The following is a 23,837-nucleotide window of genomic DNA, read 5'->3' on the forward strand; positions in this document are numbered from 1 at the left end:
GGAGCCCGTCACGTGCGATCCCCCCGCCGGATCAGGTGGACCGGTCTTCCTGGTGAGCCGGCTCGCGGGAGGGGGAGGGCGCCCGGAGTGGCGTGCTGATCGTCCGCACGCCACGCTGGGCGTCGTGAAGCGCACGCAGGCGAAGGCCGCCCTCGTCCGCCTGGCCGTCGCGGCGGAGCGTGTGCTCGGCCGGGTCGTGATGGTCGTCGTGGTGATCCGCGGCCGGCGCCGCCCGCTCGTGATCCCGTTCATCGGGCACGGGTCGGTCGAGCGGGTGCGGATCGGCGCGCGGGTGGCGATGGGGCATCCCGACGCCGTCACCGACGACGACCTCGCGCCCGGTCCGCGCTCGCGGCGTCAGGTGCTCCTCGCGAGCCTCAGCCGGTTCTTCACCCTCGAGTTGCCCGAGGCGCGCGTCGCGATCCGCACGCCCGGCGGGGTCCGGCACGTCCGGGCGGACGCCGAGGGGTACGTCGACGCCGTCGTCGAGCGGCCGGGGATGGACCCCGGCTGGCAGGAGGCCGAGCTGACCCTCGAGGGCGGCACGTCCGCGCGGGCGAAGGTGCTGGTGGTCGACCCACGGGCGGACGTGGCCCTGGTCAGCGACGTGGACGACACCATCCTCGAGACCGGGCTGACCCGGGGGCTCGCGTTCCTGCGGGCGACCCTGCTGACCGAGACCGCGGACCGCGCGCCGCTGCCCGGCTCGGCCGCGCTGTACCGGGCGCTGGTGGCACCGCCCTCGGGGGTGTGCAGGCCGGTCTTCTACGTGTCGACCAGTCCCTGGAACCTGCACGGCACCCTGCTGGAGTTCATCGCGTTGCGGGCGTTCCCGCTCGGCCCGCTGTTGCTCACGGACTGGGGCCCGGGGCACGGGAACCTGTTCCGGATCGGTGCGCGCGAGCACAAGACCGGGCTCATCACGCGCATCCTGGACGAGCACCCGGCGCTCGAGCTGGTCCTCGTCGGGGACACCGGCCAGCTCGATCCGGAGATCTACGCGGCGGTCGCGGAGGCGCACCCGCACCGGATCCGCGCGGTCTACGTGCGCCGTCCGCCGGGGCGCACCCCGCGCCGGGACTCCGAGGTCCGCGCGCTGGCGGACCGGGTGACGGCGCTGGGGGTGCCGATGCTGGCCGTCGACGACAGCACCGAGATCGCCGAGCACGCGGCGTCGATCGGGCTGCTCGACCCCGCGGACGTCCCCTCGATCCGGGCCGAGACGACGACGGGCCGGCTCACCGGAGCCCCTCGGTGACGGCGCGGGATCCGCATCCACCCGCCTTCCGGCCTCAGCGCCGCAGGGCGGTCTCCCGAGCCATGTGCGACAGCTTCTCGGGGTTGCGGACGGCGTAGAGGCCGGTGACGAGCCCGTCGTCGACACGGACGGTCAGGACGCTGTCGAGCTCGCCGGCGAGGTGGAGGAGCAGGGCGGGGTAGCCGTTGACCTCGACCGGCCGCACCGACACCGCGCCGGCGACCCGCCCCAGCCCGGCCGCCAGCAGCCGCGCCACCTTGTCCGAGCCGACGACCGGCCGCGGCACCGCCTGCTTGACCCCGCCGCCGTCGCCCACCAGCACGACGTCCGGGGCGAGGATGTCGAGCAGGCCCTGCAGATCGCCGGTCTCGACCGCGCGCCGGAACGCGTCGAGCGCGTCCCGGGTCTCGGTGCGCGACGTGACCCCGCGCGGACGGCGGGCGGCGACGTGCGCCCGTGCGCGGTGGGCGATCTGGCGGGCCGCGGCGGGGGTCTTGTCCACGGCGCCGGCGATCTCGTCGTAGCCGAGGTCGAACACGTCGCGCAGCACGAACACCGCCCGCTCGGTCGGGGTGAGCGTCTCGAGCACCAGCAGCATCGCCGTCGAGAGGCTCTCGGCCAGCTCGACGTCCTCGGCCACGTCGGGTGTGGTCAGCAGCGGCTCGGGCAGCCAGGAGCCCACGTAGGACTCCTTGCGCCGGCCGAGCGTGCGCAGCCGGGTGAGCGCCTGCCGGGTGGTGATCCGGACGAGGTACGCGCGCCGGTCCCGCACGGTGTCGAGATCGACGCCCACCCAGCGCAACCAGGTCTCCTGGAGCACGTCCTCCGCGTCGGCGGCCGAGCCGAGCATCTCGTAGGCGACGGTGAACAGCAGGTTGCGGTGGGTGAGGAACGCCGCGGTGGCGGGGTCCGGGCGGTGCTCCCGGGTCCCGGCGGGGTCCGCGGGCGCGGTCTGCGACGTGCCGGGCATGGTGGCTCCTCCTCCGTCGTCCGTGTCCCCCACCCGACGCCGGCCACCGCCGCCCCGTGACACCCGCACGCCCCCATTCTTCATGACCCACGTCACAGCGCCGCCCTGTCACGTGCTCCGGGCCGCCGGCATCTGGTGGTCGTCCAGTGCCCAGCGACCAGGAACGAGGACCACCATGGACGCACGCATCGACCTGTTCCACAACGAGATCGCCGCCGCCTTCGGCACGCGGTTCGCCCACGCCGCGCTGGTGATCACCCGGTCGTCGCTGCCCGAGGCCACGCGGGAGCTGGTGTCGCTGCGCGCCAGCCAGATCAACGGCTGCGGCTTCTGCACCGACATGCACACCAAGGACGCCGCGGCCGCCGGCGAGACGGCGGTCCGGCTCAACCTGGTCGCCGCCTGGCGCGAGGCCACCGTGTTCACCGAGGCCGAGCGGGCGGCGCTGGCGCTCGCCGAGGAGGGGACCCGGCTGGCCGACCACCACCAGGGCGTGTCCGACGAGACCTGGGCCCGGGTGTGCACGCACTACGACGACGACCAGGTCGCGGCGCTGGTCTGCCTGGTCGCGCTGATCAACGCGGCCAACCGGATCAATGTCATCGCGCGCACCCCGGCGGGGTCCTACGAGCCCGGCATGTTCGCCGCGATGACGCGCTGAGGGCCGTCAGGTGATCGCAAGGTCCGCTTCCCCGCGGGCGGGGTACTCCCCGCGGGGAAGCGGGCCCGGCGGCGGGGGCCCGGCGTGACCTCGGGAAGGGGAGCGGTGGGGGAACACAGCGGACCGGGCCCGCACGTGCTGCGCGAGTACGCGCTGATCGCCGACGGGGAGCGGGGTGCGCTGATCGGTCCGCGTGGCGACGTGGCCTGGCTCTGCGCGCCCCGGTGGGACTCGCCCGCCGTCCTGTCCTCGCTGCTCGGCGGGCAGGGCTGCTACTCGGTCACGCCGCGGCAACGCTGCGTGTGGGGTGGCTCCTACGAGAACGGGTCCCTGATCTGGCGGTCGCGCTGGATCACCGACGAGAACGCCGTCGTGGAGTGCCGCGAGGCCCTCGCCTTCCCCGGCGATCCGCACCGTGCCGTGCTGCTGCGACGGGTGTCCGCGGTGCGCGGCGAGGCGCGCGTCGAGGTGCTCCTGCAGCCCGCCGCGGACTTCGGCCGGGCGTCCTTCTCCCGCGTCCGCCGCTCCGACGACGGCGTGTGGACCGGGCGGACCGGCCCGTTGCGGCTGCGCTGGAGCGGGGCGGGCGATGCCACACCCGACGAGGACGCGGGCGGACTGCGGATGGAGCTGCGGCTCGACCCGGGGGAGCACCACGACCTGGTCCTGGAGATCTCCGACTGCGCGCTCGACGGTCCGCCGCCCGACCCCGGTCACGCCTGGGTCGCCACCGAGACCGCGTGGCGGGAGGCCCTGCCGGACCTGGGGACGACCATCGCCGAGCGCGACGCGCGGCACGCCTATGCGGTCATGCGCGGCCTCACCACGGGCGGCGGCGGCATGGTCGCGGCGGGCACCACGAGCCTGCCCGAGCGGGCGGACCGCGGCCGGGACTTCGACTACCGCTACGTCTGGATCCGCGACCAGTGCTTCGCCGGCCAGGCCGTGGCCGCCGCGGGGCCGCACCCGCTGCTCGACGACGCCGTCGGCTTCGTCGCGGCCCGCGTCCTGCAGGACGGCCCGAACCTCATGCCCGCCTACACGATGGACGGCGCGGCGGTACCGCCGCAGCACACGCTCGACCTGCCCGGCTACCCCGGCGGCTCCGACGTGATCGGCAACCACGTACGTGACCAGTTCCAGCTCGACGCGTTCGGGGAGGCGCTGCTCCTGTTCGCCGCCGCCGCGCGGCACGACCGGCTCGACGCCGAGCGGTTCCGTGCGGTCACGGTCGCGGTCTCGGCGATCGAGAGGCGGTGGCAGGACCTCGGGGCCGGGCTCTGGGAGATCGACCCGCAACGCTGGACGCACTCGCGGCTGGTGTGCGTCGCGGGCCTGCGTCAGATCGCGTCGGCGGCGGCTCCGCCCTCCGACGCCGCGGTGTGGAACGGCCTCGCCGACCGCATCCTGGCGGCGACGGCCGAGGACTCGCTGCACCCTTCGGGACGCTGGCAGCGCACCCCCGAGGATTCCCGGGTGGACGCCGCGCTGGTGATCCCGGCGCTCCGCGGGGCGGTGCCGGCGGACGATCCCCGGTCGATCGCCACGCTCGACGCGGTGCGCGAGGAGCTCAGCGACGACGGCTACGTGTACCGGTTCCGCCACGACCAGCGCCCGCTCAACGAGGTGGAGGGCGCCTTCCTGCTCTGCGGGTTCCTCACGGCGATGGCCGCACACCAGCAGGGCGACCGGGTCGGCGCGGCGCGCCGGTTCGAACGCAACCGGGCCGCCTGCGGCCCGCCGGGCCTGTTCTCCGAGGAGTACGACGTCGTGCAGCGCCAGCTCCGCGGGAACCTGCCGCAGGCCTTCGTCCATGCGTCCCTGCTCGAGGCGTCCGTCCGGCTCGCCGGCTGACGTCCGGTCTGTCGGTTGCCTGACGAATGCCGTGAGCCGGGTCGGGCGCCGGGCCGGACCGGGAACCCGCCGACCATGCGTCGGAACCTCTCACGACAGCCTGGACGACACCCCACCCGCCGCCGCCCCGGACGAGTCCGCGCGGCGGCGGTCCTCGCCGCCGCGGCGATGGTCACGGTGACGGCCTGCGGCACCGGCCAGGAGGCCGGTACCCGCCCAGGGCAGACGACCGCGACGGGCGGGGCGAACGGCGGCACGGGCGACATCGCCGTCCGCGACGCCCAGTTCGCCTGGCAGCCGCCGGTCGACGGTGACGTGGTCTACGCCACCGGGTCGGAGGCGCCCCTGCAGCTGACGATCGTCAACACCGGGGACACCCCCGACCGGCTCGTCTCGATCGAGAGCCCCGCCGCGACCGGCGCCCGGACGGCCGGGACCGAACCCATCGAGGGCGGCGCCGCCCTGGTGTCCGGGTATCGCGAGGTCGCTCCCGCGACCGCGCTGCCGCAGACCACGGCCGCCGATCTCGCGCTGACCGGACTCCGCGAGTCGCTGCGGGCCGGCCTGACCTACCCGGTCACCTTCACGTTCGAGGACGCCGGCTCGGTCCGGCTGCAGGTGCCGATCGAGAACCCGGACGCCGGTCCTCCGCGGGCCCAGTGATCGACCGGCCGGTGATCGATGGGTGAGCCGAGCCCCACTCGCGCCCCACACACGCCGCGGCCGTCCCCGATGTTGCAGGGGACGGCCGCGGTGGTGTGCGGGTGCGCCGCGTGGTCGGTCAGCGTCGGTCGGCGTCGCGCTTGCCCCGGCCCGGCCAGATCTTGGCGCCGACGGTGCCGCCGAGCGCACTGGCGACCACGGACAGGCCGAGACCCAGGACCGCCCACCCGGCGGTCTGCCGGGCCAGGCCGACGTCGGCGGGACCGCCGATCGTGCCGAAGCCGCCGAAGACGTTGCCGAAGTAGCCCACGAGCGCCCCGCCCCCGGCGAGGGCGATCGCGAGCAGCAGGACGGTGGTCAGGGCCCAGCTGACGATCCCGTTGACCATGCCGTCGTTGACCCGCCGCCACAGCGCCGAGGCACCGGCCGCGATCCCGCCCAGGAGGAACGCCACGAGGCCCAGTACGCCGGAGACGACGAGGGCCGTGGTCGAGCTCCCGGTGCCGAGGTCGAGCCAGCCGAGCGAGAAGAACAGCAGCTGCAGGACGATGTTGGTGGTCAGCGTCGTGAGGGCGCCGGTCCACACCGCGCTCCAGCGGATCCGGTCGTGTCGGACGTCGGCACCGGTCGTCGGCTCCACCCGCTCCACGGCGGCCTGGGCGCCGCCGGCGGTAGGGGCGTCGCCAGCACCCGTGGTCGTACTGCCGTGCTCGGCATGTGTGCTCATCGTGTCGTCCCTCCTCGAGTGCGGTGATGTGCGTCAGGGGTGGCTGCCCGCCGGGGGCCCGTCCGAACCCCCCGATCGGGTGGTGTCGGTGACCGGTGAGGAACCGGTTCGCTCACCGCCGCCGGTGGCGTCGGAGGGCTCCGACGAGACCGGCCAGTCCGGAGACCGCCGCGCCGGCGAGCAGGGCCCCACGGTGCATCGACGCCCACAACACCGGGTCGTGGGAGGAGGCCTGGTCGTCGAAGGCGCCGTGCGCGCCCCGGTCCGCGTCGTCGTCCCGCGGAGCGAAGACGTTCGACCCGTGCCGGGGCAGGTCGGCCTGTGTCTGCTGCCCCTTCACCCCCGTCCGGGCGAGGTAGGCCCGCACCAGAGCGGGCGCCACCCGCTCGCCGAGGATGGTGTAGGCGGTCGAGAGCCCCACCCAGATGTTGCGGCGCGGATGCTCCGCGACGAACCGGATGGCGCGGGCGGCCAGCTCCGGCTGGAAGACCGGGGCGACCGGCCGGGGGTGCTCCGGCATCTTGTTCAGGTTCCAGTCGAACTGCGGCGTGTTCAGCCCGGGCAGCTGCACCATGCAGATCTTCACGCGGCTCTTCTCGTGGGCGAGCTCGGTGCCGACGGACTCGGTGAACCCCTTGACCGCGTGCTTGGCGCCGCAGTAGGCCGACTGCAACGGGATGGAGCGGTACGACATCGCCGAGCCGACGTTGACGATCACGCCGTGGTCGCGCGGCCGCATCCGGGCCAGCGCGGCGCGGGTGCCGTTGACCTGGCCGAGGTAGGTCACCTCGGTCATCCGCCGGTACTCCTCGTCGGTCGTGTCCCAGAAGTAGGCGAGCGAGCCGGAGAAGGCGACGTTGACCCAGACGTCGATGGGTCCCAGCTCGTCCTCGACCTGCTGGGCGGCCCGCTCGACGGCCTCGGTGTCCGCGACGTCGGTGGGGATGGCGAGCGCCTTCTTCCGTCCGGCCGCCCGGATGTCCTCCTCGGCGGCCTTGAGCCCTGCGGCCCCGCGGGCGAGGACGGCGACGTCGTAGCCCGCCTCGGCGAACTCCCGTACGGCGGCCCGTCCCACGCCCGCGGTCCCGCCGGTGACGACGACATTTCCCGCGCTCATGCGACTCCTTCCGTCAGTGACTCGGTGCGTGGCGTACCCCGGCGACCGCGACGGACGCGGCCACCGTCAGGGCGAGGGGCAGGGCGGTCCGGGCCAGGCGCCGGCCCCGACCCGGGCGCGGCCGTGCTCGTGCGCCCTCCTCCGGAGGACCGTCCCGGTGCCCGGTCGTCCCCTGCCGGGACGCCAACGCCATCACCTCGCCGAGGTGCAGGGCCCGGCGTCCGACGTCGGCGTCGGCGATCTGGGTGGTGCACGAGAACCCGTTCGCGACGACGACCGTGTCGGGGTCGGCGTCCCGGACGGCGGGCAGGAGGGCCTGCTCGCCGCAGTCCATCGAGATGTCGTACTTGCCCTTCTCGAACCCCCACGACCCGGCCAGGCCGCAGCAGCCGCCGCTGAGCGACTCGACCTCCAGCCCCATGCGCTCCAGGACCTGTTGCTCGGTGTCGATCCCGCCGGTGGCGCGGTGGTGGCAGTGCCCCCACAGCAGGGCCCTGCCGTGCAGCCGGGGCGGGTCGACGTCGAACCGGTGGAAGAACTCGCCGAAGTGGAACGCGTTGCCGGCCAGCCGCCGCGCGTCGTCGTCGTGCGGCAGCATCTTCACCAGCTCGTCCTTGAACACCGCCAGGCAGCTCGGCTCCATCCCGACGACGGGCGTGCCGGCCCGGATGTCGTCGCGGAGCACGTCGAGCACGCGTCGCAGGTAGCGGTCGGCGACGTCGAGGAAGCCGTAGTCGTACAGCGGCCGGCCGCAGCAGACGTGCACCTCCGGCATGACGACCCGCCACCCGGCGGCCTCGATCGCCTCCACGCACGCGACGCCCACCTCGGTGTGCAGGTGGTTGGTGAAGGTGTCCGGGAACAGCACCACGCGGCGACCGTTCGGGTTCCGGGTGCCGCCCCGTTCGGTGAACCACTGCTGGAGCGTCTGCGGGGCGAAGGTGGGCAGCGGGCGGCGCCGGTCCAACCCGGCCACGAGCTTCGCCAGGCGGGCGAGACCGGGGGTCTGCGTGACCGCGTTGACCAGTTCGGGCATCCGCGACGCCAGCCGTGCGGCCTGGTCGATGAACCCGAAGGCGTAGGCGTAGCGCGACCGCCACCGCCGCCACGACCTGTAGTGGTGGTACCGGAACTCCGCCTTGTACGTGGGCATGTCCACGTCGACGGGGCAGTCGCTCGTGCAGCCCTTGCAGGCCAGGCACAGCTCCAGGCCCTCGGCGACCTCCTTCGACTGCCAGCCGTCGGTGATCACCTCACCCCGCAGCATCTCGAACAGCAGCCGGGACCGCCCGCGGGTGGTGTGCTCCTCCTCGCGGGTCACCTGGTAGCTGGGGCACATGGTCTGGGTCGGCTCCGGGTCGCGGCACTTGCCGACCCCGACGCAGCGCAGCGCGGCGTGGGCGAAGTCGCCGTCGTCCTGGGCGTAGGAGAACCGGACGTCGGGCCGCCAGGGGTTGTAGTCGGTGCCGAGCTTGAGGTTCTCGTCCAGGCGGTAGGCGTCGACGACCTTGCCCGGGTTCATCTTCGCGTCCGGGTCCCAGATCGCCTTGAACTCCCGCATGGCCTGCATCAGGCGGGACCCGTACTGCTTCTCCAGCAGCTCGGCGCGCTGCTGGCCGTCGCCGTGCTCACCGGAGAGGGTGCCGCCGTAGCGGGCGACGAGATCGCCGGCCGCCTCCATGAAGCAGCGATAGTTGCGGATCCCCTCCGCGGTGCGCAGGTCGAAGCTGATCCGGGAGTGGATGCAGCCCTCGCCGAGATGGCCGTACATCGCCCCGACGAGACCGTGCTTCGCGTACAGGTCCTTCAGGTCCCGCAGGTAGTCGGCCACCCGGTCCGGGGGCACCGCGGAGTCCTCCCAGCCGGGCCAGTGGTCCCCGTCGGCCGGGAACGCCGTGGAGCCGAGGCCGCTCTCCCGGATGGCCCACAGGTCCTCGCTGTTGCCGCCCTCCTGGACGCTCTTCGCGACCCGGATGCGGTTCTCGGCGTACCCCTTGTCGCCGCACAGCCAGTCGACGAACTCCCGGCACCGGCCCACGGACTCCTCGGTGCTGTCGGCCCCGAACTGGACCATGAGCCAGGCGCCGCCCTCCGCACGCAGCGGCAGCTGGTGCAGGCCCTGGACGTTGATGTGCTTGAGCTGCTGGTCCTCGATCAACCGCTCGTCGAGCGCCTCGAGCCCGATCGGCTTCCACTCCATGATCTCCGGGACGTGGCGCGCGGCCTCGGGGAGATCCGGGTACTGGATCAGCACGGTCGTCCGCTGGTACATCCCCGGGGTGAGCATCAGCACCGCGCGCAGCGCGATCGCGCACGTGCTCTCGGTGCCCACGAGCGCGCGGGCGACGTTGAACCCCTTCTCCGGCAGCAGCTCGTCGAGGTTGTAGCCGGACACCCGGCGGGGCAGCACGTCCACGGACGCGTAGCCGGCGCGGATGTCGTCGGCGTAGCGGTCCCGCAGGTCGCGCAGCTTCGCGTAGATCTCGCCCTTGCGGCCGCCCTCGGCGATGATCTCGTCGAGCCGGTCCTCCTCGTCCACCCCGACCCAGAAGCGCTCGCCGTCGTAGGTGACGACCTCCAGGGCGTGGGTGTTGTCCGAGGTCCGCGGGCCGGGCCCGTAGTGCCGGGCCTGCACCGAGTGGATGCCGCAGGAGTTGTTGCCGATGTTGCCGCCGATCGTGCACCGCGAGTGCGACGAGGGGTCGGGTCCGAACACGAGCCCGTGCTCGCCGGTGACCTTGTTGAGCTGCTCGTTGATCACCCCGGTCTCGGTGGTGACCAGGCGAGCCGCGGCGTCGACGTCCTCCACCCGGGTCAGGTACTTCGAGAAGTCGACGACGACGGCGTTGTTCACCGTCTCGCCGGACAGGCTGGTGCCGCCCCCGCGGGAGAGCACGGGCGCCCGGTAGCGGTGGCAGGCCCGCATCGTCGCCACGACGTCGTCGAGCGTCCGGGGCACGACCACCCCGATCGGCACCTGCCGGAAGTTCGACGAGTCGTTGGCGTACAGGGCCAGCGCGGCGCGGTCGAAGCGCACCTCGCCGGTCACATGCCGGCGCAGGTGCTTCTCGAGGCCCTTGACGTTGATCGTCACCGAGCCGGACATGCCGGCCGCGTACCGCGGGTCGGGCCGGGCCGGGACGGTGACCTCGGTCGCCGTCACTTGTCCTTCCCTGGAAGGGCGTCCTTCACCGACTCGGTGAACTCGTGCATCTTCTGCTTGGCGCCCTTGGTCATGACACCGACCTCCTCGGGGTCGCCCTTGAGCATCGCCTTCGCCGACTTCTCGCCCAGCTCCTTCTTGATGTGCGGCGGGACCGGCGGGATCTCCGGGTCGACGACGACCTCCAGCACGACGGGCCGGTCGGCCGCGAGGGCACGGTCCCACGCGGGGCCCATGTCGGCGGGGTCGTCGACCCGGATGCCCTCGAACCCGAGGAGCTTCGCGAACTCCGCGTAGGGAACGTCCGGGATCCACTGCGAGCCCATGAACTTCGGGTCCGCGGACTCGGCCCGCTGCTCCCAGGTCACCTGGTTGAGGTCCTGGTTGTTGAACACGCAGAAGATCAGTGTCTTGTTCTTCGCGGTCAGCTTGTCCAGGTAGCGCTTGACGGTGATCAGCTCGTTCATGCCGTTCATCTGGAACGCCCCGTCGCCGACGAGGGCGATCACCGGTCGGTCCGGGTAGGCGAACTTCGCGCTGATCGCGTAGGGCGTCCCTCCGCCCATCGTCGCCAGCGTGCCGGCGAGCGAGGCCCGCATGCCCGGACGCAACTTCAGGTACTGCGCCCACCAGTTGGTCGCGGAGCCGGAGTCGGTGGTGATGATCGCGTCGTCCGGCAGCCGGGGGGAGAGCTCGTAGGCCACGAGCTGGGGGTTGAGCGGGTCCGCGGACTCGTGGGCGCGGTCGTCGAGGACCCGCCACCACTGCTTCACCTCGGTCTCGATCTTCTCCCGCCAGGACCGGTCCTCCTTGCGCTTCAGCAGCGGGAGCAGGGCCTGCAGCGTGTCCTTGGAGTCGCCGATGAGGTTGGCCTGGGTGGGATAGCGGACGCCGATCATCCGGCCGTCGATGTCGATCTCGACCGCCTTGGCCTGGCCCTCCTCGGGCAGCCACTCGGCGTAGGGGAAGCTGGTGCCGACCATGAACAGCGTGTCGGCGTTCATCATCAGCTCGTAGCTGGCGGTCGAGCCGAGCAGCCCGATCGGGCCGGTGACGTAGGGCAGGTCGTCGGCCAGCACCTCGCGCCCGAGCAGGGTCTTCGCGACCCCGGCGCCGAGCAGCTCGGCGGCCTGCACGACCTCGTCCTGGGCCTCCGCGGCGCCCTGCCCGACCAGCATGGCGACCTTGCTGCCCTCGTTGAGGATCTCGGCGGCCTTCTCCAGCTCGTTCTGGTGCGGGATCATGCGCGGCTTGTTCCAGCCCACGCTGCTGTAGACCGCGCCGTGGACGCGCGGCGGCGAGGGCTGGGCCTCCTCCTCCTGGACGTCGACCGGGAAGATGACGGTGGCGACGGTGCGGTTGGACAGGGCGACCTTGCAGGCCCGGTCGATGAGGTGCCGGGCCGCCGCGGGGTGCATGCAGGTCTGCACGAACTCCGAGACGTCGCTGAACAGCAGCGTCGGGTCGATCTCCTGCTGGTACGCCGCGCCGAGCGAGAAGCGCTTCTGCTGCCCCACGATCGCCACCACCGGCTGGTGGTCGAGCTTCGCGTCGTACAAGCCGTTGAGCAGGTGGATGGCCCCTCCGCCGGAGGTGGCCATGCAGCAGCCGAGCTCGCCGGTGAACTTGGCGTGGCCGCCCGCCATGAAGGCGCCCATCTCCTCGTGCCGTGGCTGGATCAGCTCCGGGTCGCCGTTCGCCCGGTCCAGGGCGCCCAGGAACCCGTTGATCCCGTCACCGGGGTAGCCGTAGATGCGGTGGATGCCCCACTCGGTCAGCCTCTGCAGGACGTAGTCGGCGGTCTTCGGCATGTCGGTCCCTCAGCTGGTCGGAAGTCGCTGACCTGCAGCGGCTACCCCCTGAGCCGGAGTGAAACCCGAGCGCGCACCCTGCGATTGCCTGACGAAACGCTGAACTGGACGATTCTTCGGAATCGGGCCGGTGCATCGTGGTAGCCGACGGTCCATGGAGTCTGCGCAGAAGGGACCGGAGATCGCCGTCGAGTCGGTCGAGGCGGCGGCGTACACGATTCCCACCGACTCAACGGAGGAGTCCGACGGCACCCTGAGCTGGGACTCCACCACCCTCGTGGTCGTGCGGGCCAGCGGCGGCGGGCGGACCGGTGTCGGCTACACGTATGCGGGCCCGTCCGTGGTGACGGTGGTGACCGGGAAGCTCGACGGCATCGTGTGCGGACGCGACGCCACCACGCCCGCCGCCACGTGGGCGGCGATGCTGCCGGAGGTGCGCAACCTCGGCCGGCCGGGCGTCGTCGCGGAGGCGATCTCCGCGGTCGACGTCGCGCTGTGGGACCTTCACGCCCGGCTGCAGGACCTTCCGCTCACCACCGCGCTGGGCGCCGTGCACGAGGCCACCCCGATCTACGGCAGCGGCGGGTTCACCTCCTACGACGACCGGCGCCTCACCGAGCAGCTGTGCGGCTGGGTCGAGGCCGGCATCCCGCGGGTGAAGATGAAGGTCGGGCGACACCCCGATGAGGACCCGGACCGGGTGCGCGCGGCCCGCCGGGCGATCGGCGACGACGTCGAGCTCTACGTCGACGCCAACGGGGCGTGGACCCGCAAGCAGGCCCTCGAGTGGGCGTACCGGCTCGCCGACCACGACGTCCGGTGGCTGGAGGAGCCGGTCAGCTCCGACGACCTCGAGGGGCTGCGGCTCCTGCGCGACCGCGGGCCGGGCGGCATGGACATCGCGGCGGGGGAGTACGGCTACCACCTGCCCTACTTCCACCACATGCTGGCGGCCGGCGCCGTGGACTGCCTGCAGGCCGACGTGACCCGCTGCGGCGGGCTCAGCGCCCTGGTGCGCGTCGCCGCCCTGTGCGACGCCCGCAGCATGGACCTGTCGCTGCACTGCGCCCCGCAGGTCTCCGCGCACGCCGGCACGGCCGTGTGGCACCTGCGCCACCTCGAGTACTTCCACGACCACGAGCGCATCGAGCGGATGGCGTTCGACGGGGTCCTCGCACCGGGTCCCGGCGGGGTGCTGCGCCCCGACCGGTCGCGGGCCGGGCACGGCCTCGAGGTCAAGGAGCGCGACCTCGAGCGGTATCGCGTCGGGTGAGGAGTGAACCGGCCCGTCCGGGGAACGCGGACCCGTCCGGACGCCCGAGGCGGGTGCAGCGTGGAGACCCGGTGCACAGCGGGGACCGGGGCGACGAGGGGATCGGAGGGATCGCCGGATGAGCGTCGAGCCACGCGCCCGCCGGGTGCCGCGGTGGCAACCCGAGCTCCCGCGGCTGCTCCTGCTCGCAGGCGGGTGGGCGTGGCGGTTGCTGGCCGTCGGAGTCGCCGTCTACGCGGCGGTGCGGATCCTCGCGATGCTCTGGCTGGTGGTCGTGCCCGTCGTCCTCGCGGTGCTGCTGGCGTCGCTGCTGCGCCCGGTCAGCCGCCTGCTGCAGCGCGCGCGCCTGCCCGGCCCGCTCGCGGCCCTCGTCACGCTGCTGCTCGCGGTCGTGGTCCTCGGCGGGATCGGGTTCCTGGTGCAGCAACGGGTCGCCGCCCAGCTGCCGACGCTGGTCGACCAGCTCGTCCGGACGGTACGGGGGCTGCGTTCCCTGCTGGACCGCTTCGGCGCGGGGCAGTTCCAGCTCGACCAGCTGCAGAACCAGGTCATCACCTGGTTGCAGTCGAACCGCGACCAGCTCGTGAACGTGCTGCAGACCGGCGCGGGATGGCTGGTCGACATCGGCACGATGCTGCTGCTGACCCTGTTCGTCTGCTTCTTCTTCCTCTACGACGGCGAGCGGGTCTGGCGTGCGCTGCTGCTGCCGTTCCACGGCCGTCCCCGGGAGCGGCTGGACGACGCGGGGCACACGGCCTGGTCGGTCGTCACCGGCTACGTGCACGGGACGGCGGTCATCGCCACCATCCACGGGGTCGTGATCGGGACGGTGATCTGGCTGCTCGGGGTGCCGCTGCCCGTCGTGCTCGGCGTGCTGGTGTTCCTGGGCAGCTTCATCCCCCTCGTCGGCGCCCTGGTCGCGGGCGGCATCGCCGTGCTGGTCGCGCTCGGCACGCAGGGCTGGGTCGCGGCGCTGATCCTGTTGGCCGTGCTGGTCGCGGAGAACCAGTTGGAGGGGCACGTGCTCCAGCCGCTGATCGTGGGCCGGTACGTCCGGCTGCACCCGCTGCTCATCGGGATCGCGTTGACCATCGGCACGGTCCTCGCCGGCGTCGTCGGGGCACTCGTCTCCGTGCCGACCGCGGCGGTCCTCCGGCACACGGTCCCCCGCCTGCTGGGACACGCCCCGGCCGGGGAGGAGGAGCGGTCCGGGGACGAGGCCTCCGGCACAGGCACCGACTCCGACACCGACACCGACACGGGCGCCGACCCCGACACCGGCCCCGACCCCGACACCGACCCGGGCGCCGACCCCGACTCCGGGAGCGACCCCGACGCCGCGGCCCCGGACCGCGACCGCGCAGGCCCGGAGCGGGGGAACGGCCGGGCGGGAGGCACGGACCCCGAGCGTGTCGGCGCTCGACGCATCGCGGCGCGGGACCGCCGCACCGGTTCCTGACCCGGGAGGTCACCATGCTGCTGCCCATCGGCCTGGCCCTGGTGGCCGCGGCGCTCAACGCGACCGCGTCCGTCCTGCAGCGGCGGGCCGCCCGCGACGAGCCCGACGAGCGGGAGTTCTCCTTCCGGATGCTGCTCGACCTCGCCCGGCGCCCCGACTGGATCGGCGGGATCACCGCGATCCTCGCGGGGTTCCTGGCCCAGGCGACGGCCCTCACCCTCGGCGGGGTCGCGATCGTCCAGCCGCTGCTCGTGGCCGAGCTGCCCTTCACGATCCTGCTGGCGGCGCTGGTCTTCCACCTGCGGCCGGGCGGCCGCGAGTGGTGGTCGATCGGTGCCCTCGCCGTGGGGCTGGCCGCCGTCGTCTTCGCCCTGTCGCCCCACGGCGGACACGCCGCGCAGGTGAGCGGCCCGGCGTGGGCGCTCGCCTCGGGGGCGACCGGTGCCGTCTTCGGGGTCGCCCTCGTGGTCGGATTGCGGACGAGCGGGCCGCCGCGGGCCGCGGCCTTCGGGATCGCCACCGGCGTCCTGTTCGGCTACATCGCGGTGCTCGTCACGGCCGTCGGGGCGGAGTACGGCCAGGGCCTGCACGCCGTGCTCACCGCGTGGCAGACCTGGGCGGTCGTGGTGCTCGGACCGGCGTCGTTCTTCCTGCTGCAGAACACCCTGCAGGCCGGCAACCTCGTCGCCTCCCAGCCCGGCATGACCCTCGCCAACCCGCTCGTGGCCACCACCTGGGGTGTCGTGGTGTTCCAGGAACAGGTGCGCGGCGGGGGATGGCTGGCGCTGGCCGGGGCCGGGGGTGTGCTGCTGGTCGCCGGCACCCTCGCGCTGGCCCGGTCGCCGCTGCTGAGCGACGAGGACGACAGCGGTTCCGACGACGGCGCGGCCGACCCGCCCGAGGACCGCGACGGCGGACCCGTGAGCGGTCGCGCCGGACAGCCCGAGAGCCGGGTGCACCGGTCCTGACGTCGCACCGGCCCGATGCCCGGCGGCAGCTGACGATCGCCTGACGATGCGGCCACCGGGCGCACCCGGCGGTATCGGCCGATGGCGCGGGGGTAGGCCGGGACGGTCGAGAGGGGAGCTGACCGATGGCACCACGAGAACCGCACCGGCACACCACGCCCCCGGCCGGAGGGGCCGTCGGACGAGGGGTGATCGACCACCACCCGGTACCGGCCGATCCGGGGTTCGAGGACGTCCCGTGGTGGATCGGCGCGGCCGTCGTCCTGCTGTTCGCCGAGACGCTGTTCGGCGCCGTGGCGGTCCTCGTCGTCGCGGTGCTGGTCGTGGCCCGTCCCGCCCAGCTCTGGTGGCAGGAGCACCGCCCGCCCCGAGGCCGCGGTGGCGGCCCGGACGGCTCGGGCGGCGACGGCGACGACGGTGGTGGCGGCGGTGGTGGCGGCGGTGGGCTCCGGCGCCGGCCCCACCCCGTCGTCGGCCCGCGGAGGTGAGCGCAGCCGGTGCCGTTTCCCGGGGCGCTCAGCGAACGGCGTCGGCCGCGGGCTCGAGGTCCGGTGCCGCCGGCTCCGCGCCCGGCCAGCCCAGCACGAGCAGCAGGGCGGCACGCCGGCGCGGGACGTCGAGGTCAAGCAGCTCGCGCAGCCGGTTCAACCGGTACCGCACGGTCTGCGGGTGGACGTGCAGGTCCTCGGCGACGGCCTTGCCGTTGCCCATGTGCAGGAGCCAGCTGGCGAGGGTCTCCAGCAGCCGGTCGGCGCTACCGCCCGGCAGGTCCAGCACCGGCCGGAGGAGCCGGGTGCGGAGGGCGTCGAGCAGGTGGTCGTCGCGGTGCACGATGAGCGTGTCGAGGTGGTCGTCGACGACGACGGGGTCGCCGGACAGCACCCCCTCCTCCCGCAGCCGCGTTGCGAGACGGGCGAGCTCGACGCTGTCGTGCACGCGGTCGGCCGGGACGCTGGTCCCGATCACGGCGGCGCATCCGCGGAGGGCGCGGCCCAGGTGCTCGAGCCGCCCGGGCCGGTCGGCGTGCGGCACGACCGCCGCTGCGCCGTTCGTGAGGACGTCGTCGCCGATCGCCCGCAGCCGGTCGGCGGCGCCGGTGGCGGGGTCGACCAGCACCGCGGCCGCCCGGTCCGGGACGGGCCAGTCGGCCCGGGCGGCCGCCGCCTCCACCGCGGCCGGGCCGGGCCGGTCGGAGAGCAGCAGCTCGACGAGCTCGCGCCGGTGCTGTTCGAGGCCGTGCTGCCGTTCGTGCTCGGCCGCGAGGTAGCCCTCCGAGCTCGCCGAGGACAGCTCCTCCACGGCGGCGAACACCGCCGCCGCGAGCCCGGCGAACCGCGACGACGGCAGCCGGTGCAGGAGCGCGACGTCGGCGATGTGGCGCCACACGACCCCCGCCCCGATGCGGTAGGCGGCCAGCAGCGCGTCGACGTCCTGGTGCTGGTGCCGATGGACGCGCCCGATGGTCACGAACAGGGCGCGCTCGGTCTCGGTCACGAACTCACGCCTGCCGTGATGCCCCTCCGCGGCCACGCGGAACAGCCGTTCGACGAAGGCCTCCGCCCCGACGAGGACGTCGGGGAACTCCGCGTCGAGGAACGTCGCGTAGCCGGGGTGCTGCTCGGCGAGCTGCTCGGCGACCTCGGTGAGAACGCCGGGCAGCCGGGCCACGATCTCGGGCACGAGTCGTCGCAGGACCGCAGGCGCCTCGTCCGTCACGCTGATGTCCGCCCCCTCGTCGATCGCTGCCGGGACGCCCTACCCGGTGAGGCGCGCCGTCATGCGGGCGAACCGGCCGGCCGGACTTGCGATCTCCTTGCGCCGGCAGGAGCGGGGCCCGCCACCTTGCGGCCTGCTGACGGATCGGTCCGTAGGTCGGTGGTGTGGCGGGTAGGGGGTAGCACCGGCGCAGAGGAGGTACGAGATGACCCGTCCAGCGCGATCCCCGTACCGCCGCCCCTGGCGGTCCCGGTGGATCCCTGTCCTGCTCGCCGTCCTCGCGGCCGCGACGCTCGGCGGCTGCGCGACGACCGACGACGAGGATCCGGGCCCGCCGATCAGCGTCCCGTCCGCGCCCCGGCCGATCACGGTGGAGTGGGCCGGTAACCTCTGCTCGGCCTTCCGGCCGACGTTCGAGGCCATCGAGACCGCCTCCGCCGCCGACGCGCAGGACCGGCAGGCGCTCCTCGCCCGCCTCGAGTCCGTCGCCGACGCGGTCCGGGAGACGGACACGGCCCTGACGTCGGTCGGGGCCGCGCCGGTGGAGGAGGGTCAACCGGTCATCGAGCGGGTGGGTGCCCGCTTCGAGGACTTCCGCGCCGCGCTCGACGTCGCCATCGCGTCGCTGCGCGCCCCGGGTGGTACCGGGGTGCCCGCCGACGCCGCGCTCGTGCTGACCACCTTCACCCGGCAGGACGTCGTGGAGGCCCTGGCCGTCGACGACGTGCAGGAGGCGGTCGCGTTCGCCCCCGCCTGCACCGCCTACCGCTGAGCCGGCCCCGTTCCGGGCAGCGAGGCCGGGTGACGGGGCCGGGGCGCCGGAGCCGCCACCGCTTCGCAAGGAGAACGGAAGGTGGTCCCCGGGCGGGACCGGGCATTCTCGGCCCCGAGCGGACGACAGCGGCGCTGCCCCGCGCTGTGTCCGCCCACGTCGCGGCCGTCGCCGACCAGGGCCGCGACCGGGCCCCGGAGCCCGAGTCCCTCGCCAGGGTTCCGGGGCCACCCCCGCATCCCCGCGTCCTGAGCTCCGCCCTGCCTCCTCGGCCCGGCCGCGGCCGACGGAGCGCACGCGCCCGATGCCCCTGGACCCGCTCCGCACGGCCATGTACTTTGAAAGACAAAGTTAGCTGAGTTGCAGAGTGAAGGAGGGGATCGTGCACCACCCGCGTTCGACCGTGGACGACGACGAACCGCCCGGGGCCGCGGACGCCCTCGCCCTCATCCGGGCCCAACAGGCCGGCACCGCCGCCCGACTCGGCCCGCGGTCCGGAACGTTCCTGCTGGTCTGGGGCGCGGCCTGGGTCCTCACCGGGGCACTGTCCTTCGCGTCCGCGGTCGGCGGCCTGCCCGCGGCCGCGGCCGGGTGGGGCACGCTCGGCGTGGTCGCGGTGGGCCTGGCGGCCAGCACCGTCGTCGGGCTCCGCAGCGGGCGCGGCGTCTCGGGGCCGTCCACCCGGCGCACCCTGCTCTACGCGCTGACCTGGCCCGCGGTGATGGTCGGGCTCGTGCTGCTCGTCGTGGGGCTCGCGACGTCCGCCGACCTGCCCCCGGACGTCCTCGGGCTCCTCGTGCCGGCGCTGTTCGCGCTGACCGTGGGCGCGCTGTACGCGGTGAGCGGCGCGATCTGGACGTCGCTGCCGCAGTTCCTGCTCGGGCTGTGGGTGGTGGCGGTCGGGGTCGCGTCGACCTTTGCGGGGGTTCCGGCCAACGCGCTCGTGCTCGGGATCGGCGTGGGTGGGGCGCTGCTGCTCCTCGGCGTCCGGCAGACGGTCCGGGCCCCCCGGAGCGGCGGGTCGTGACCGGCGTCCCGCAGCTCGATCCCGTCATCCACGCGCAGGCCCGGCTGCGGGTGACCGCGAGCCTCGCGACCCTCGGGGAGGGCGACCGCATCACCTTCTCCCGGCTGCAGGAGCTGCTCGACATGACGGCGGGCAACCTCTCCACCCACCTGCGCAAACTGGAGGACGCCGAGTACGTGTCGATCACGAAGTCGTTCGAGCGGCGCACCCCGGTCACGCACGTGGAGCTCACCCCCCGCGGGCGCCGCGCCTTCGCGGAGTACACCGAGGCGCTGCGGGACCTGCTCGGGGGTGCGTCGTGATCGCGCGCGCGGGGTGACGCGCCACGTCGGCCGGCCGACCGGCCGCGGCTACCGGGCCAGCTACGGGGTGTTCGGGGCCGCCCGGAGGAGGTCGGAGAAGCTCGCGCGCCTGGCCGAGGTCGCGGACGTGATCGAGTACGAGGTCGAGGAGGACGGGAGCTACCGCCGGACCATGTGGGAGTGGACCGGCGGTGGGGCTGACCGAGGTGCAGGCCGCGGCGGCCCGATAGGCGGGAGCGGGGCCGGGACGCGTGCGTCCCGGCCCCGCGTGCCGGCTCGTCCCTCGTGTGGTGGCGAGGGCCGTGGTCAGCCCCGCCGCACGAGCGTGGTGATCCCGGCAACCAACGCGAAGGCCGGGAAGACCAGTGAGCTGCTGTAGGGCAGGCCGATCGCCAGGGTGGCGACCAGCGAGATCCCGGCCAGCACGAGGGTCACGATCCCGACCGTCCTGGGCAGCAGCGCACCGCGCAGGGACAGCACGCCGGTCGTGACCATGACCCCGAGCGCCGGCAGGTACGTGCCGGTGGAGATCTGATCGGCGAGGACGGCGGCCGTCGCGCTGGCCTCGGTCGTGTACATGGACTGGTCGAGGGCACCCGGGGCGCCGCCGGCGGCGACGTAGCGCATGAGCACACCGACGGACGTCGTCGCGAGCAGCGCGACGGACGACCAGCGCAGCGCCTCCACCCAACCGGCCCGGCCGGGTGCGGTCTCGGCCGCACGCCGGGTGAGGCCGAGGGTGAAGATCATCGTGGCCGCCACGGCGACCAGGCCGAGCCCGCCGCCGACCCGGATGAGCAACTCCGGGTTCATGTTCTCGACGACGAAGGCGCCCGACTTGATCTCCTGGTTCGTGAAGGTCCCTGGCCCCTGGGCGAGGATCGCGCCCGATCCGCCCGCGGCGAGCGCGGCGACGATCCCGGCCCATCCCCGTCCGGTGACCCGGCCGGCGGTCGTGGGGGCGGCGAGGGTGCTGGTCATGGCGTGTTCTCCCTGGTCCGGAAGGCGGCGTCGGTGTCGGTGATCACCCTGGCCGCGGCGGGCCGCCGGCCCCAGGACACCACCCCGTCGATCGCGTGCGGCCACCCCCGTGTCCCGTGATGGTGGTAGCCCCACCGCCCGTGCGCGGCTCTCGCACGCGCCCCCGGTGATCATCGGCCGCGACCGAGCAAGCCCGGTACGAGGCCGGGGCGGCGCCTTGCCAGACACGATCTGGATCACGAAGCCCATCGACCAGGACTTTCCGAACACGGCCTAGCATCGTCGGCGTGGCGACCGGGAGGGACACCGCCGCGGGCGTGGTGCTCGCCGGCGGCCGCTCGTCGCGGATGGGCCGGCCGAAGGCGGCCCTGGAATGGCACGGTTCCACGTTGCTGTACCGCACCGCGGCCCTGTTGGCCCGCACGGTCGACGGGCCGGTCGTGGTGGTGCGCGCGCCCGGCCAGGACCTGCCCCCGCTGCCGGGTGGCGTCGAGCTGGTGGAGGATCCGCGCGAGGGGCTCGGCCCGATGCAGGGGGTCGCCGCCGGGCTGGGCGCGGTGGCGGACCGCGCGGCCGTCGCGTTCGTGAGCTCGACCGACATGCCCTTCCTGCACCCCGCCTACGTCCTGCGGGTGCTCGGCGGTCTCGCCGACCCGGGCGTCGACCTCGTGCTCCCGATCGCGCGTGGGTACCGGCAGCCCCTGGCCGCGGGGTACCGGACCGCGCTGAACGAGCTGATCACCGGGCTGGTCGCCGAGGGCGACCTCCGGCCGGGAATGCTGCTCCGGCACTGCACCGCCGACCTGCCCGACGACCGGGCGCTGCTCGCGGACGCCGCGCTCGCCGCGAACGACCCGGACCTGGACTCGGTGGTCAACGTGAACACCCCGGAGGACTACGCCGCCGCGCGTGCCCGCCCGGTCCCGCAGGTCACGGTGGAGTGCTTCGGTGCGCTGGCGGGCTCCGGGCGGCGCGGCCGCCGGTCCGTCGCGGCGGCGACCCTCGGCGAGGCGGCGGCCGCGGTCGGGCTGGAGGTCGGCCGGCACGTCGTGGGTGCGTTGAACGGCGACCGGATCGCCCGCGACCCGCAGGTGCCCCTGGTGACCGGTGACGTCGTCGCCCTCCTCTCGGCGGACGCGGGGGGCTGAGCCGACGACGCACGGCGCCGCGCCGGCCGACCCGATGTCCGCAGCCGGCCCGAGCGCCCACGGGACGACCCGACGACACGGCCGGGGCGGGCCTACAGTCGTGGTGTGACGCCGGGCGGGTACTTCGGGCGGGCGCTGCTCGTCGAGGTCGAGGGCCGGGCCGCGCGGAGCCGCCCGCTCGACCTCGGCGACCGGGTGCTGCGCTCCTACCTCGGGGGCGTCGGGCTGGGGACCTGGCTGTTGCACCGGCTCGCGCCGGCCGGGATCGATCCGCTCGCGCCGGCCGCACCGCTGGCCTTCGTCTTCTCGCCCCTGGTCGGCACGCCGCTGACCACCAGCGCGAAGTTCGCCGTGGTGGCCAAGTCGCCGCTCACCGGCGTGCTCACGGACGCGCTCGCCTCCAGCCGGTTCGCCATCGCCGGCAAGCTCACCGGGCACGACGCCCTCGTGGTCCGCGGACGGGCCGACGAGCCGTCCGTGCTGCTCGTCGACGGCTCCGAGGTCCGTCTCGAGCCCGCGGCCGAGCTGGCCGGGCTGCCGGCGGCCGAGGCCGAGGCCCGGCTGCGGACCCGGTTCGGCCGCGGCTGGTCCACCGCGGCGATCGGCCCGGCCGGGGAACGCGGGGTCCGCTACGCCACGATCAGCCACGACGGCCGGCACGCCGGTCGCGGCGGGCTGGGTGCGGTGCTCGGGGCCAAGAACGTCAAGGCCGTACTGGTGCGCGCCGCCACCAGGGTCGCGGTCGCCGACCAGGCCGCCGTGCTCGCGGCCGCCCGCGATCTGCGCACCCGCAGCTTCGGCCCGGCGACGGCCAAGTACCGGGAGCTGGGCACGCTGGCGAACCTGCTGGCGTTCAACGCCGTCAGCACCCTGCCGACCCGCAACTTCACCGCGGCGACCTTCGACGACGCGCCCCGGCTCGCCGCGGAGGAGCTGCACGAGCTGCGCGGTGTCGCCCGCAGCAGCTGCGCGTCCTGCTCCATCGGCTGCGAGCACATCTACTCGCGCCGGGGCGGCGGGCGGCAGCGCATGGAGTACGAGAACGTCTTCGCCCTCGGGCCGCTGTGCGGGATCTCCGACCCGGACGACGTGTTCGCGGCCAGCGCCCGGTGCGACGAGCTGGGGATCGACACCATCTCGGCCGGCGGCACGATCGCCTGGGCGATGGAGTGCGTGGAGCGCGGCCTGCTCGACGAGCCCTGGCTGCGGTTCGGCGACGGGGCGGCGCTGCTGCGGGCGCTCGACCTGATCGGGACGGTGGAGCCCGGTCTGGGGGAGCTGCTGGCCGGGGGCTCGCGGCGGGCGGCGGAGACCGTCGGCCTCGGCTCGATCGACTTCGCTCCCCAGGTCAAGGGGCTCGAGCTGCCCGGCTACGAGCCCCGGACCCTGCAGTCGATGGCGCTGGGCCTCGCCGTGAACGCCCGCGGTGCCGACCACAACCGGTCGGGCGCCTACGAGGCGGACCTGTCCGGCGAGCTGGACCGCCTCGCCGGGGGCGCCGCGCACGTCGCGGCGGCCATCGGGACCGAGGACCGAGCCGCGGTGATGGACTCGATGATCCTCTGCAAGTTCCTCCGCGGCGTCTTCACCGAGCCCTTCACGGAGTGGGCCGCGCTGCTCGCCGCGGTCACCGGGTGGGACGTGACGGACGAGGAGCTGCGGGGGACCGCCCGCCGGATCGTCCGGGCCAAACGCGCGTTCAACCTGCGGGAGGGCGCGACGGCGGCCGACGACCGGCTCCCGGCCCGCATGCTGGAGACACCGCTCGCGGTGGGGTCCGGGCGCACCGCGACGCTGACCGCCGACCGGCTGCAGACCATGATCGCCGGCTACTACGCCGGGCGCGGCCTCGACGAAGAGGGTGGCGTGCGGCCGGAGGACAGGGCGGACCTGCTCCTGGACGGCTGATCCGGCGCCGGGTCGTCCCTACGCTGCCGCCGTCCGCCCGGCTAGGGTGGTGCCGGTCA

20 protein-coding genes are annotated in these 23,837 nt (G+C 74.1%); 13 read left to right on the top strand and 7 right to left on the bottom strand.

Annotated features, from left to right (window positions below; all coding sequences use genetic code 11):
- The first annotated feature begins 124 nt into the window (after nucleotides 1-124).
- On the top strand, nucleotides 125-1,258 hold the full coding sequence (locus ACL02T_RS01245; protein WP_412828738.1) for an App1 family protein phosphatidate phosphatase: 1,134 nt from the start codon (nucleotides 125-127) through the stop codon (nucleotides 1,256-1,258).
- A gap of 34 nt (nucleotides 1,259-1,292) precedes the next feature.
- Here the strand turns inward: ACL02T_RS01245 and ACL02T_RS01250 are convergent, their stop codons facing one another.
- Nucleotides 1,293-2,228, bottom strand: coding sequence for an RNA polymerase sigma-70 factor (locus ACL02T_RS01250; protein ID WP_412828739.1), 936 nt, complete (start codon nucleotides 2,226-2,228; stop codon nucleotides 1,293-1,295).
- A 175-nt stretch (nucleotides 2,229-2,403) separates the two neighbouring features.
- On the opposite strand from ACL02T_RS01250, the gene ACL02T_RS01255 reads away from it, so the two are divergent.
- The 3 genes from ACL02T_RS01255 to ACL02T_RS01265 all read left to right on the top strand — a co-directional run bounded on the left by ACL02T_RS01255 (nucleotide 2,404) and on the right by ACL02T_RS01265 (nucleotide 5,406).
- On the top strand, nucleotides 2,404-2,889 hold the full coding sequence (locus ACL02T_RS01255) for a carboxymuconolactone decarboxylase family protein (protein WP_412828740.1): 486 nt from the start codon (nucleotides 2,404-2,406) through the stop codon (nucleotides 2,887-2,889).
- Nucleotides 2,890-2,994: 105 nt separating this feature from the next.
- On the top strand, nucleotides 2,995-4,743 hold the full coding sequence (locus tag ACL02T_RS01260) for a glycoside hydrolase family 15 protein (RefSeq protein ID WP_412828741.1): 1,749 nt from the start codon (nucleotides 2,995-2,997) through the stop codon (nucleotides 4,741-4,743).
- A 168-nt stretch (nucleotides 4,744-4,911) separates the two neighbouring features.
- Nucleotides 4,912-5,406 (top strand): copper chaperone PCu(A)C domain-containing protein, encoded by a 495-nt coding sequence (locus ACL02T_RS01265; protein WP_412828742.1) that lies wholly within the window; start codon nucleotides 4,912-4,914, stop codon nucleotides 5,404-5,406.
- Between the two features lie 118 nt (nucleotides 5,407-5,524).
- Here ACL02T_RS01265 and ACL02T_RS01270 read toward each other — a convergent pair whose 3' ends face one another.
- The 4 genes from ACL02T_RS01270 to ACL02T_RS01285 form a co-directional block, all read right to left on the bottom strand.
- Complete coding sequence (locus tag ACL02T_RS01270; protein WP_412828743.1) at nucleotides 5,525-6,133, bottom strand: hypothetical protein; 609 nt, start codon at nucleotides 6,131-6,133, stop codon at nucleotides 5,525-5,527.
- A gap of 112 nt (nucleotides 6,134-6,245) precedes the next feature.
- Nucleotides 6,246-7,250, bottom strand: a complete 1,005-nt coding sequence (locus ACL02T_RS01275) for an SDR family oxidoreductase (protein WP_412828744.1) — start codon at nucleotides 7,248-7,250, stop codon at nucleotides 6,246-6,248.
- A gap of 13 nt (nucleotides 7,251-7,263) precedes the next feature.
- A complete protein-coding gene (locus ACL02T_RS01280; RefSeq protein WP_412828745.1) occupies nucleotides 7,264-10,413 on the bottom strand; it encodes an FAD-binding and (Fe-S)-binding domain-containing protein in 3,150 nt (1,049 codons plus the stop codon).
- Entirely contained in the window at nucleotides 10,410-12,224 is a 1,815-nt protein-coding gene (locus ACL02T_RS01285) for a thiamine pyrophosphate-requiring protein (protein WP_412828746.1), read from the bottom strand. Before ACL02T_RS01285 ends, ACL02T_RS01280 begins: the two co-directional genes overlap by 4 nt.
- A 154-nt stretch (nucleotides 12,225-12,378) precedes the next feature.
- Between ACL02T_RS01285 and ACL02T_RS01290 the strand changes: the two genes are divergently transcribed.
- The 4 genes from ACL02T_RS01290 (at nucleotide 12,379) to ACL02T_RS01305 (ending at nucleotide 16,412) form a co-directional block, all read left to right on the top strand.
- A complete protein-coding gene (locus ACL02T_RS01290; RefSeq protein ID WP_412828747.1) occupies nucleotides 12,379-13,497 on the top strand; it encodes an enolase C-terminal domain-like protein in 1,119 nt (372 codons plus the stop codon).
- A 118-nt stretch (nucleotides 13,498-13,615) separates the two neighbouring features.
- On the top strand, nucleotides 13,616-14,956 hold the full coding sequence (locus ACL02T_RS01295; RefSeq protein ID WP_412828748.1) for an AI-2E family transporter: 1,341 nt from the start codon (nucleotides 13,616-13,618) through the stop codon (nucleotides 14,954-14,956).
- A gap of 14 nt (nucleotides 14,957-14,970) precedes the next feature.
- Entirely contained in the window at nucleotides 14,971-15,924 is a 954-nt protein-coding gene (locus ACL02T_RS01300; RefSeq protein WP_412828749.1) for a DMT family transporter, read from the top strand.
- A 125-nt stretch (nucleotides 15,925-16,049) separates the two neighbouring features.
- On the top strand, nucleotides 16,050-16,412 hold the full coding sequence (locus ACL02T_RS01305; RefSeq protein ID WP_412828750.1) for a hypothetical protein: 363 nt from the start codon (nucleotides 16,050-16,052) through the stop codon (nucleotides 16,410-16,412).
- Between the two features lie 28 nt (nucleotides 16,413-16,440).
- On the opposite strand, the gene ACL02T_RS01310 is transcribed toward ACL02T_RS01305, so the two are convergent.
- The gene (locus ACL02T_RS01310; RefSeq protein WP_412828751.1) at nucleotides 16,441-17,640 is read right to left on the bottom strand and encodes a PucR family transcriptional regulator; all 1,200 of its coding nucleotides are present in this window, start codon (nucleotides 17,638-17,640) and stop codon (nucleotides 16,441-16,443) included.
- Between the two features lie 205 nt (nucleotides 17,641-17,845).
- Here ACL02T_RS01310 and ACL02T_RS01315 point away from each other — a divergent pair, with 205 nt between their 5' ends.
- From ACL02T_RS01315 to ACL02T_RS01325, 3 genes are all read left to right on the top strand, one after another.
- Complete coding sequence (locus ACL02T_RS01315; protein WP_412828752.1) at nucleotides 17,846-18,412, top strand: hypothetical protein; 567 nt, start codon at nucleotides 17,846-17,848, stop codon at nucleotides 18,410-18,412.
- A gap of 382 nt (nucleotides 18,413-18,794) precedes the next feature.
- Nucleotides 18,795-19,439, top strand: a complete 645-nt coding sequence (locus ACL02T_RS01320; RefSeq protein WP_412828753.1) for a hypothetical protein — start codon at nucleotides 18,795-18,797, stop codon at nucleotides 19,437-19,439.
- Nucleotides 19,436-19,741, top strand: coding sequence for a transcriptional regulator (locus ACL02T_RS01325; RefSeq protein ID WP_412828754.1), 306 nt, complete (start codon nucleotides 19,436-19,438; stop codon nucleotides 19,739-19,741). Before ACL02T_RS01320 ends, ACL02T_RS01325 begins: the two co-directional genes overlap by 4 nt.
- A gap of 306 nt (nucleotides 19,742-20,047) precedes the next feature.
- On the opposite strand, the gene ACL02T_RS01330 is transcribed toward ACL02T_RS01325, so the two are convergent.
- The gene (locus ACL02T_RS01330; protein ID WP_412828755.1) at nucleotides 20,048-20,722 is read right to left on the bottom strand and encodes a hypothetical protein; all 675 of its coding nucleotides are present in this window, start codon (nucleotides 20,720-20,722) and stop codon (nucleotides 20,048-20,050) included.
- A gap of 287 nt (nucleotides 20,723-21,009) precedes the next feature.
- On the opposite strand from ACL02T_RS01330, the gene mobA reads away from it, so the two are divergent.
- Nucleotides 21,010-21,870 carry a molybdenum cofactor guanylyltransferase gene (mobA, locus tag ACL02T_RS01335; RefSeq protein ID WP_412828756.1) on the top strand — a complete coding sequence of 287 codons (861 nt, stop codon included), beginning with the start codon at nucleotides 21,010-21,012 and terminating at the stop codon, nucleotides 21,868-21,870.
- Between the two features lie 105 nt (nucleotides 21,871-21,975).
- A complete protein-coding gene (locus ACL02T_RS01340) occupies nucleotides 21,976-23,778 on the top strand; it encodes an aldehyde ferredoxin oxidoreductase family protein (RefSeq protein ID WP_412828757.1) in 1,803 nt (600 codons plus the stop codon).
- Nucleotides 23,779-23,837: the final 59 nt, after the last annotated feature.

This window comes from Pseudonocardia oceanicola (assembly GCF_047200735.1).
Lineage (GTDB): Bacteria > Actinomycetota > Actinomycetes > Mycobacteriales > Pseudonocardiaceae > Pseudonocardia.

What these genes read in the sequence shown, in the direction of transcription:
- ACL02T_RS01250 (WP_412828739.1), bottom strand. Translation starts at nt 2,228, where the DNA reads ATGCCCGGCACGTCGCAGACCGCGCCCGCGGACCCCGCCGGGACCCGG.
- ACL02T_RS01255 (WP_412828740.1), top strand. Translation starts at nt 2,404, where the DNA reads ATGGACGCACGCATCGACCTGTTCCACAACGAGATCGCCGCCGCCTTC.
- ACL02T_RS01265 (WP_412828742.1), top strand. Translation starts at nt 4,912, where the DNA reads ATGGTCACGGTGACGGCCTGCGGCACCGGCCAGGAGGCCGGTACCCGC.
- ACL02T_RS01270 (WP_412828743.1), bottom strand. Translation starts at nt 6,133, where the DNA reads ATGAGCACACATGCCGAGCACGGCAGTACGACCACGGGTGCTGGCGAC.
- ACL02T_RS01275 (WP_412828744.1), bottom strand. Translation starts at nt 7,250, where the DNA reads ATGAGCGCGGGAAATGTCGTCGTCACCGGCGGGACCGCGGGCGTGGGA.
- ACL02T_RS01285 (WP_412828746.1), bottom strand. Translation starts at nt 12,224, where the DNA reads ATGCCGAAGACCGCCGACTACGTCCTGCAGAGGCTGACCGAGTGGGGC.
- ACL02T_RS01290 (WP_412828747.1), top strand. Translation starts at nt 12,379, where the DNA reads ATGGAGTCTGCGCAGAAGGGACCGGAGATCGCCGTCGAGTCGGTCGAG.
- ACL02T_RS01295 (WP_412828748.1), top strand. Translation starts at nt 13,616, where the DNA reads ATGAGCGTCGAGCCACGCGCCCGCCGGGTGCCGCGGTGGCAACCCGAG.
- ACL02T_RS01300 (WP_412828749.1), top strand. Translation starts at nt 14,971, where the DNA reads ATGCTGCTGCCCATCGGCCTGGCCCTGGTGGCCGCGGCGCTCAACGCG.
- ACL02T_RS01305 (WP_412828750.1), top strand. Translation starts at nt 16,050, where the DNA reads ATGGCACCACGAGAACCGCACCGGCACACCACGCCCCCGGCCGGAGGG.
- ACL02T_RS01315 (WP_412828752.1), top strand. Translation starts at nt 17,846, where the DNA reads ATGACCCGTCCAGCGCGATCCCCGTACCGCCGCCCCTGGCGGTCCCGG.
- ACL02T_RS01330 (WP_412828755.1), bottom strand. Translation starts at nt 20,722, where the DNA reads ATGACCAGCACCCTCGCCGCCCCCACGACCGCCGGCCGGGTCACCGGA.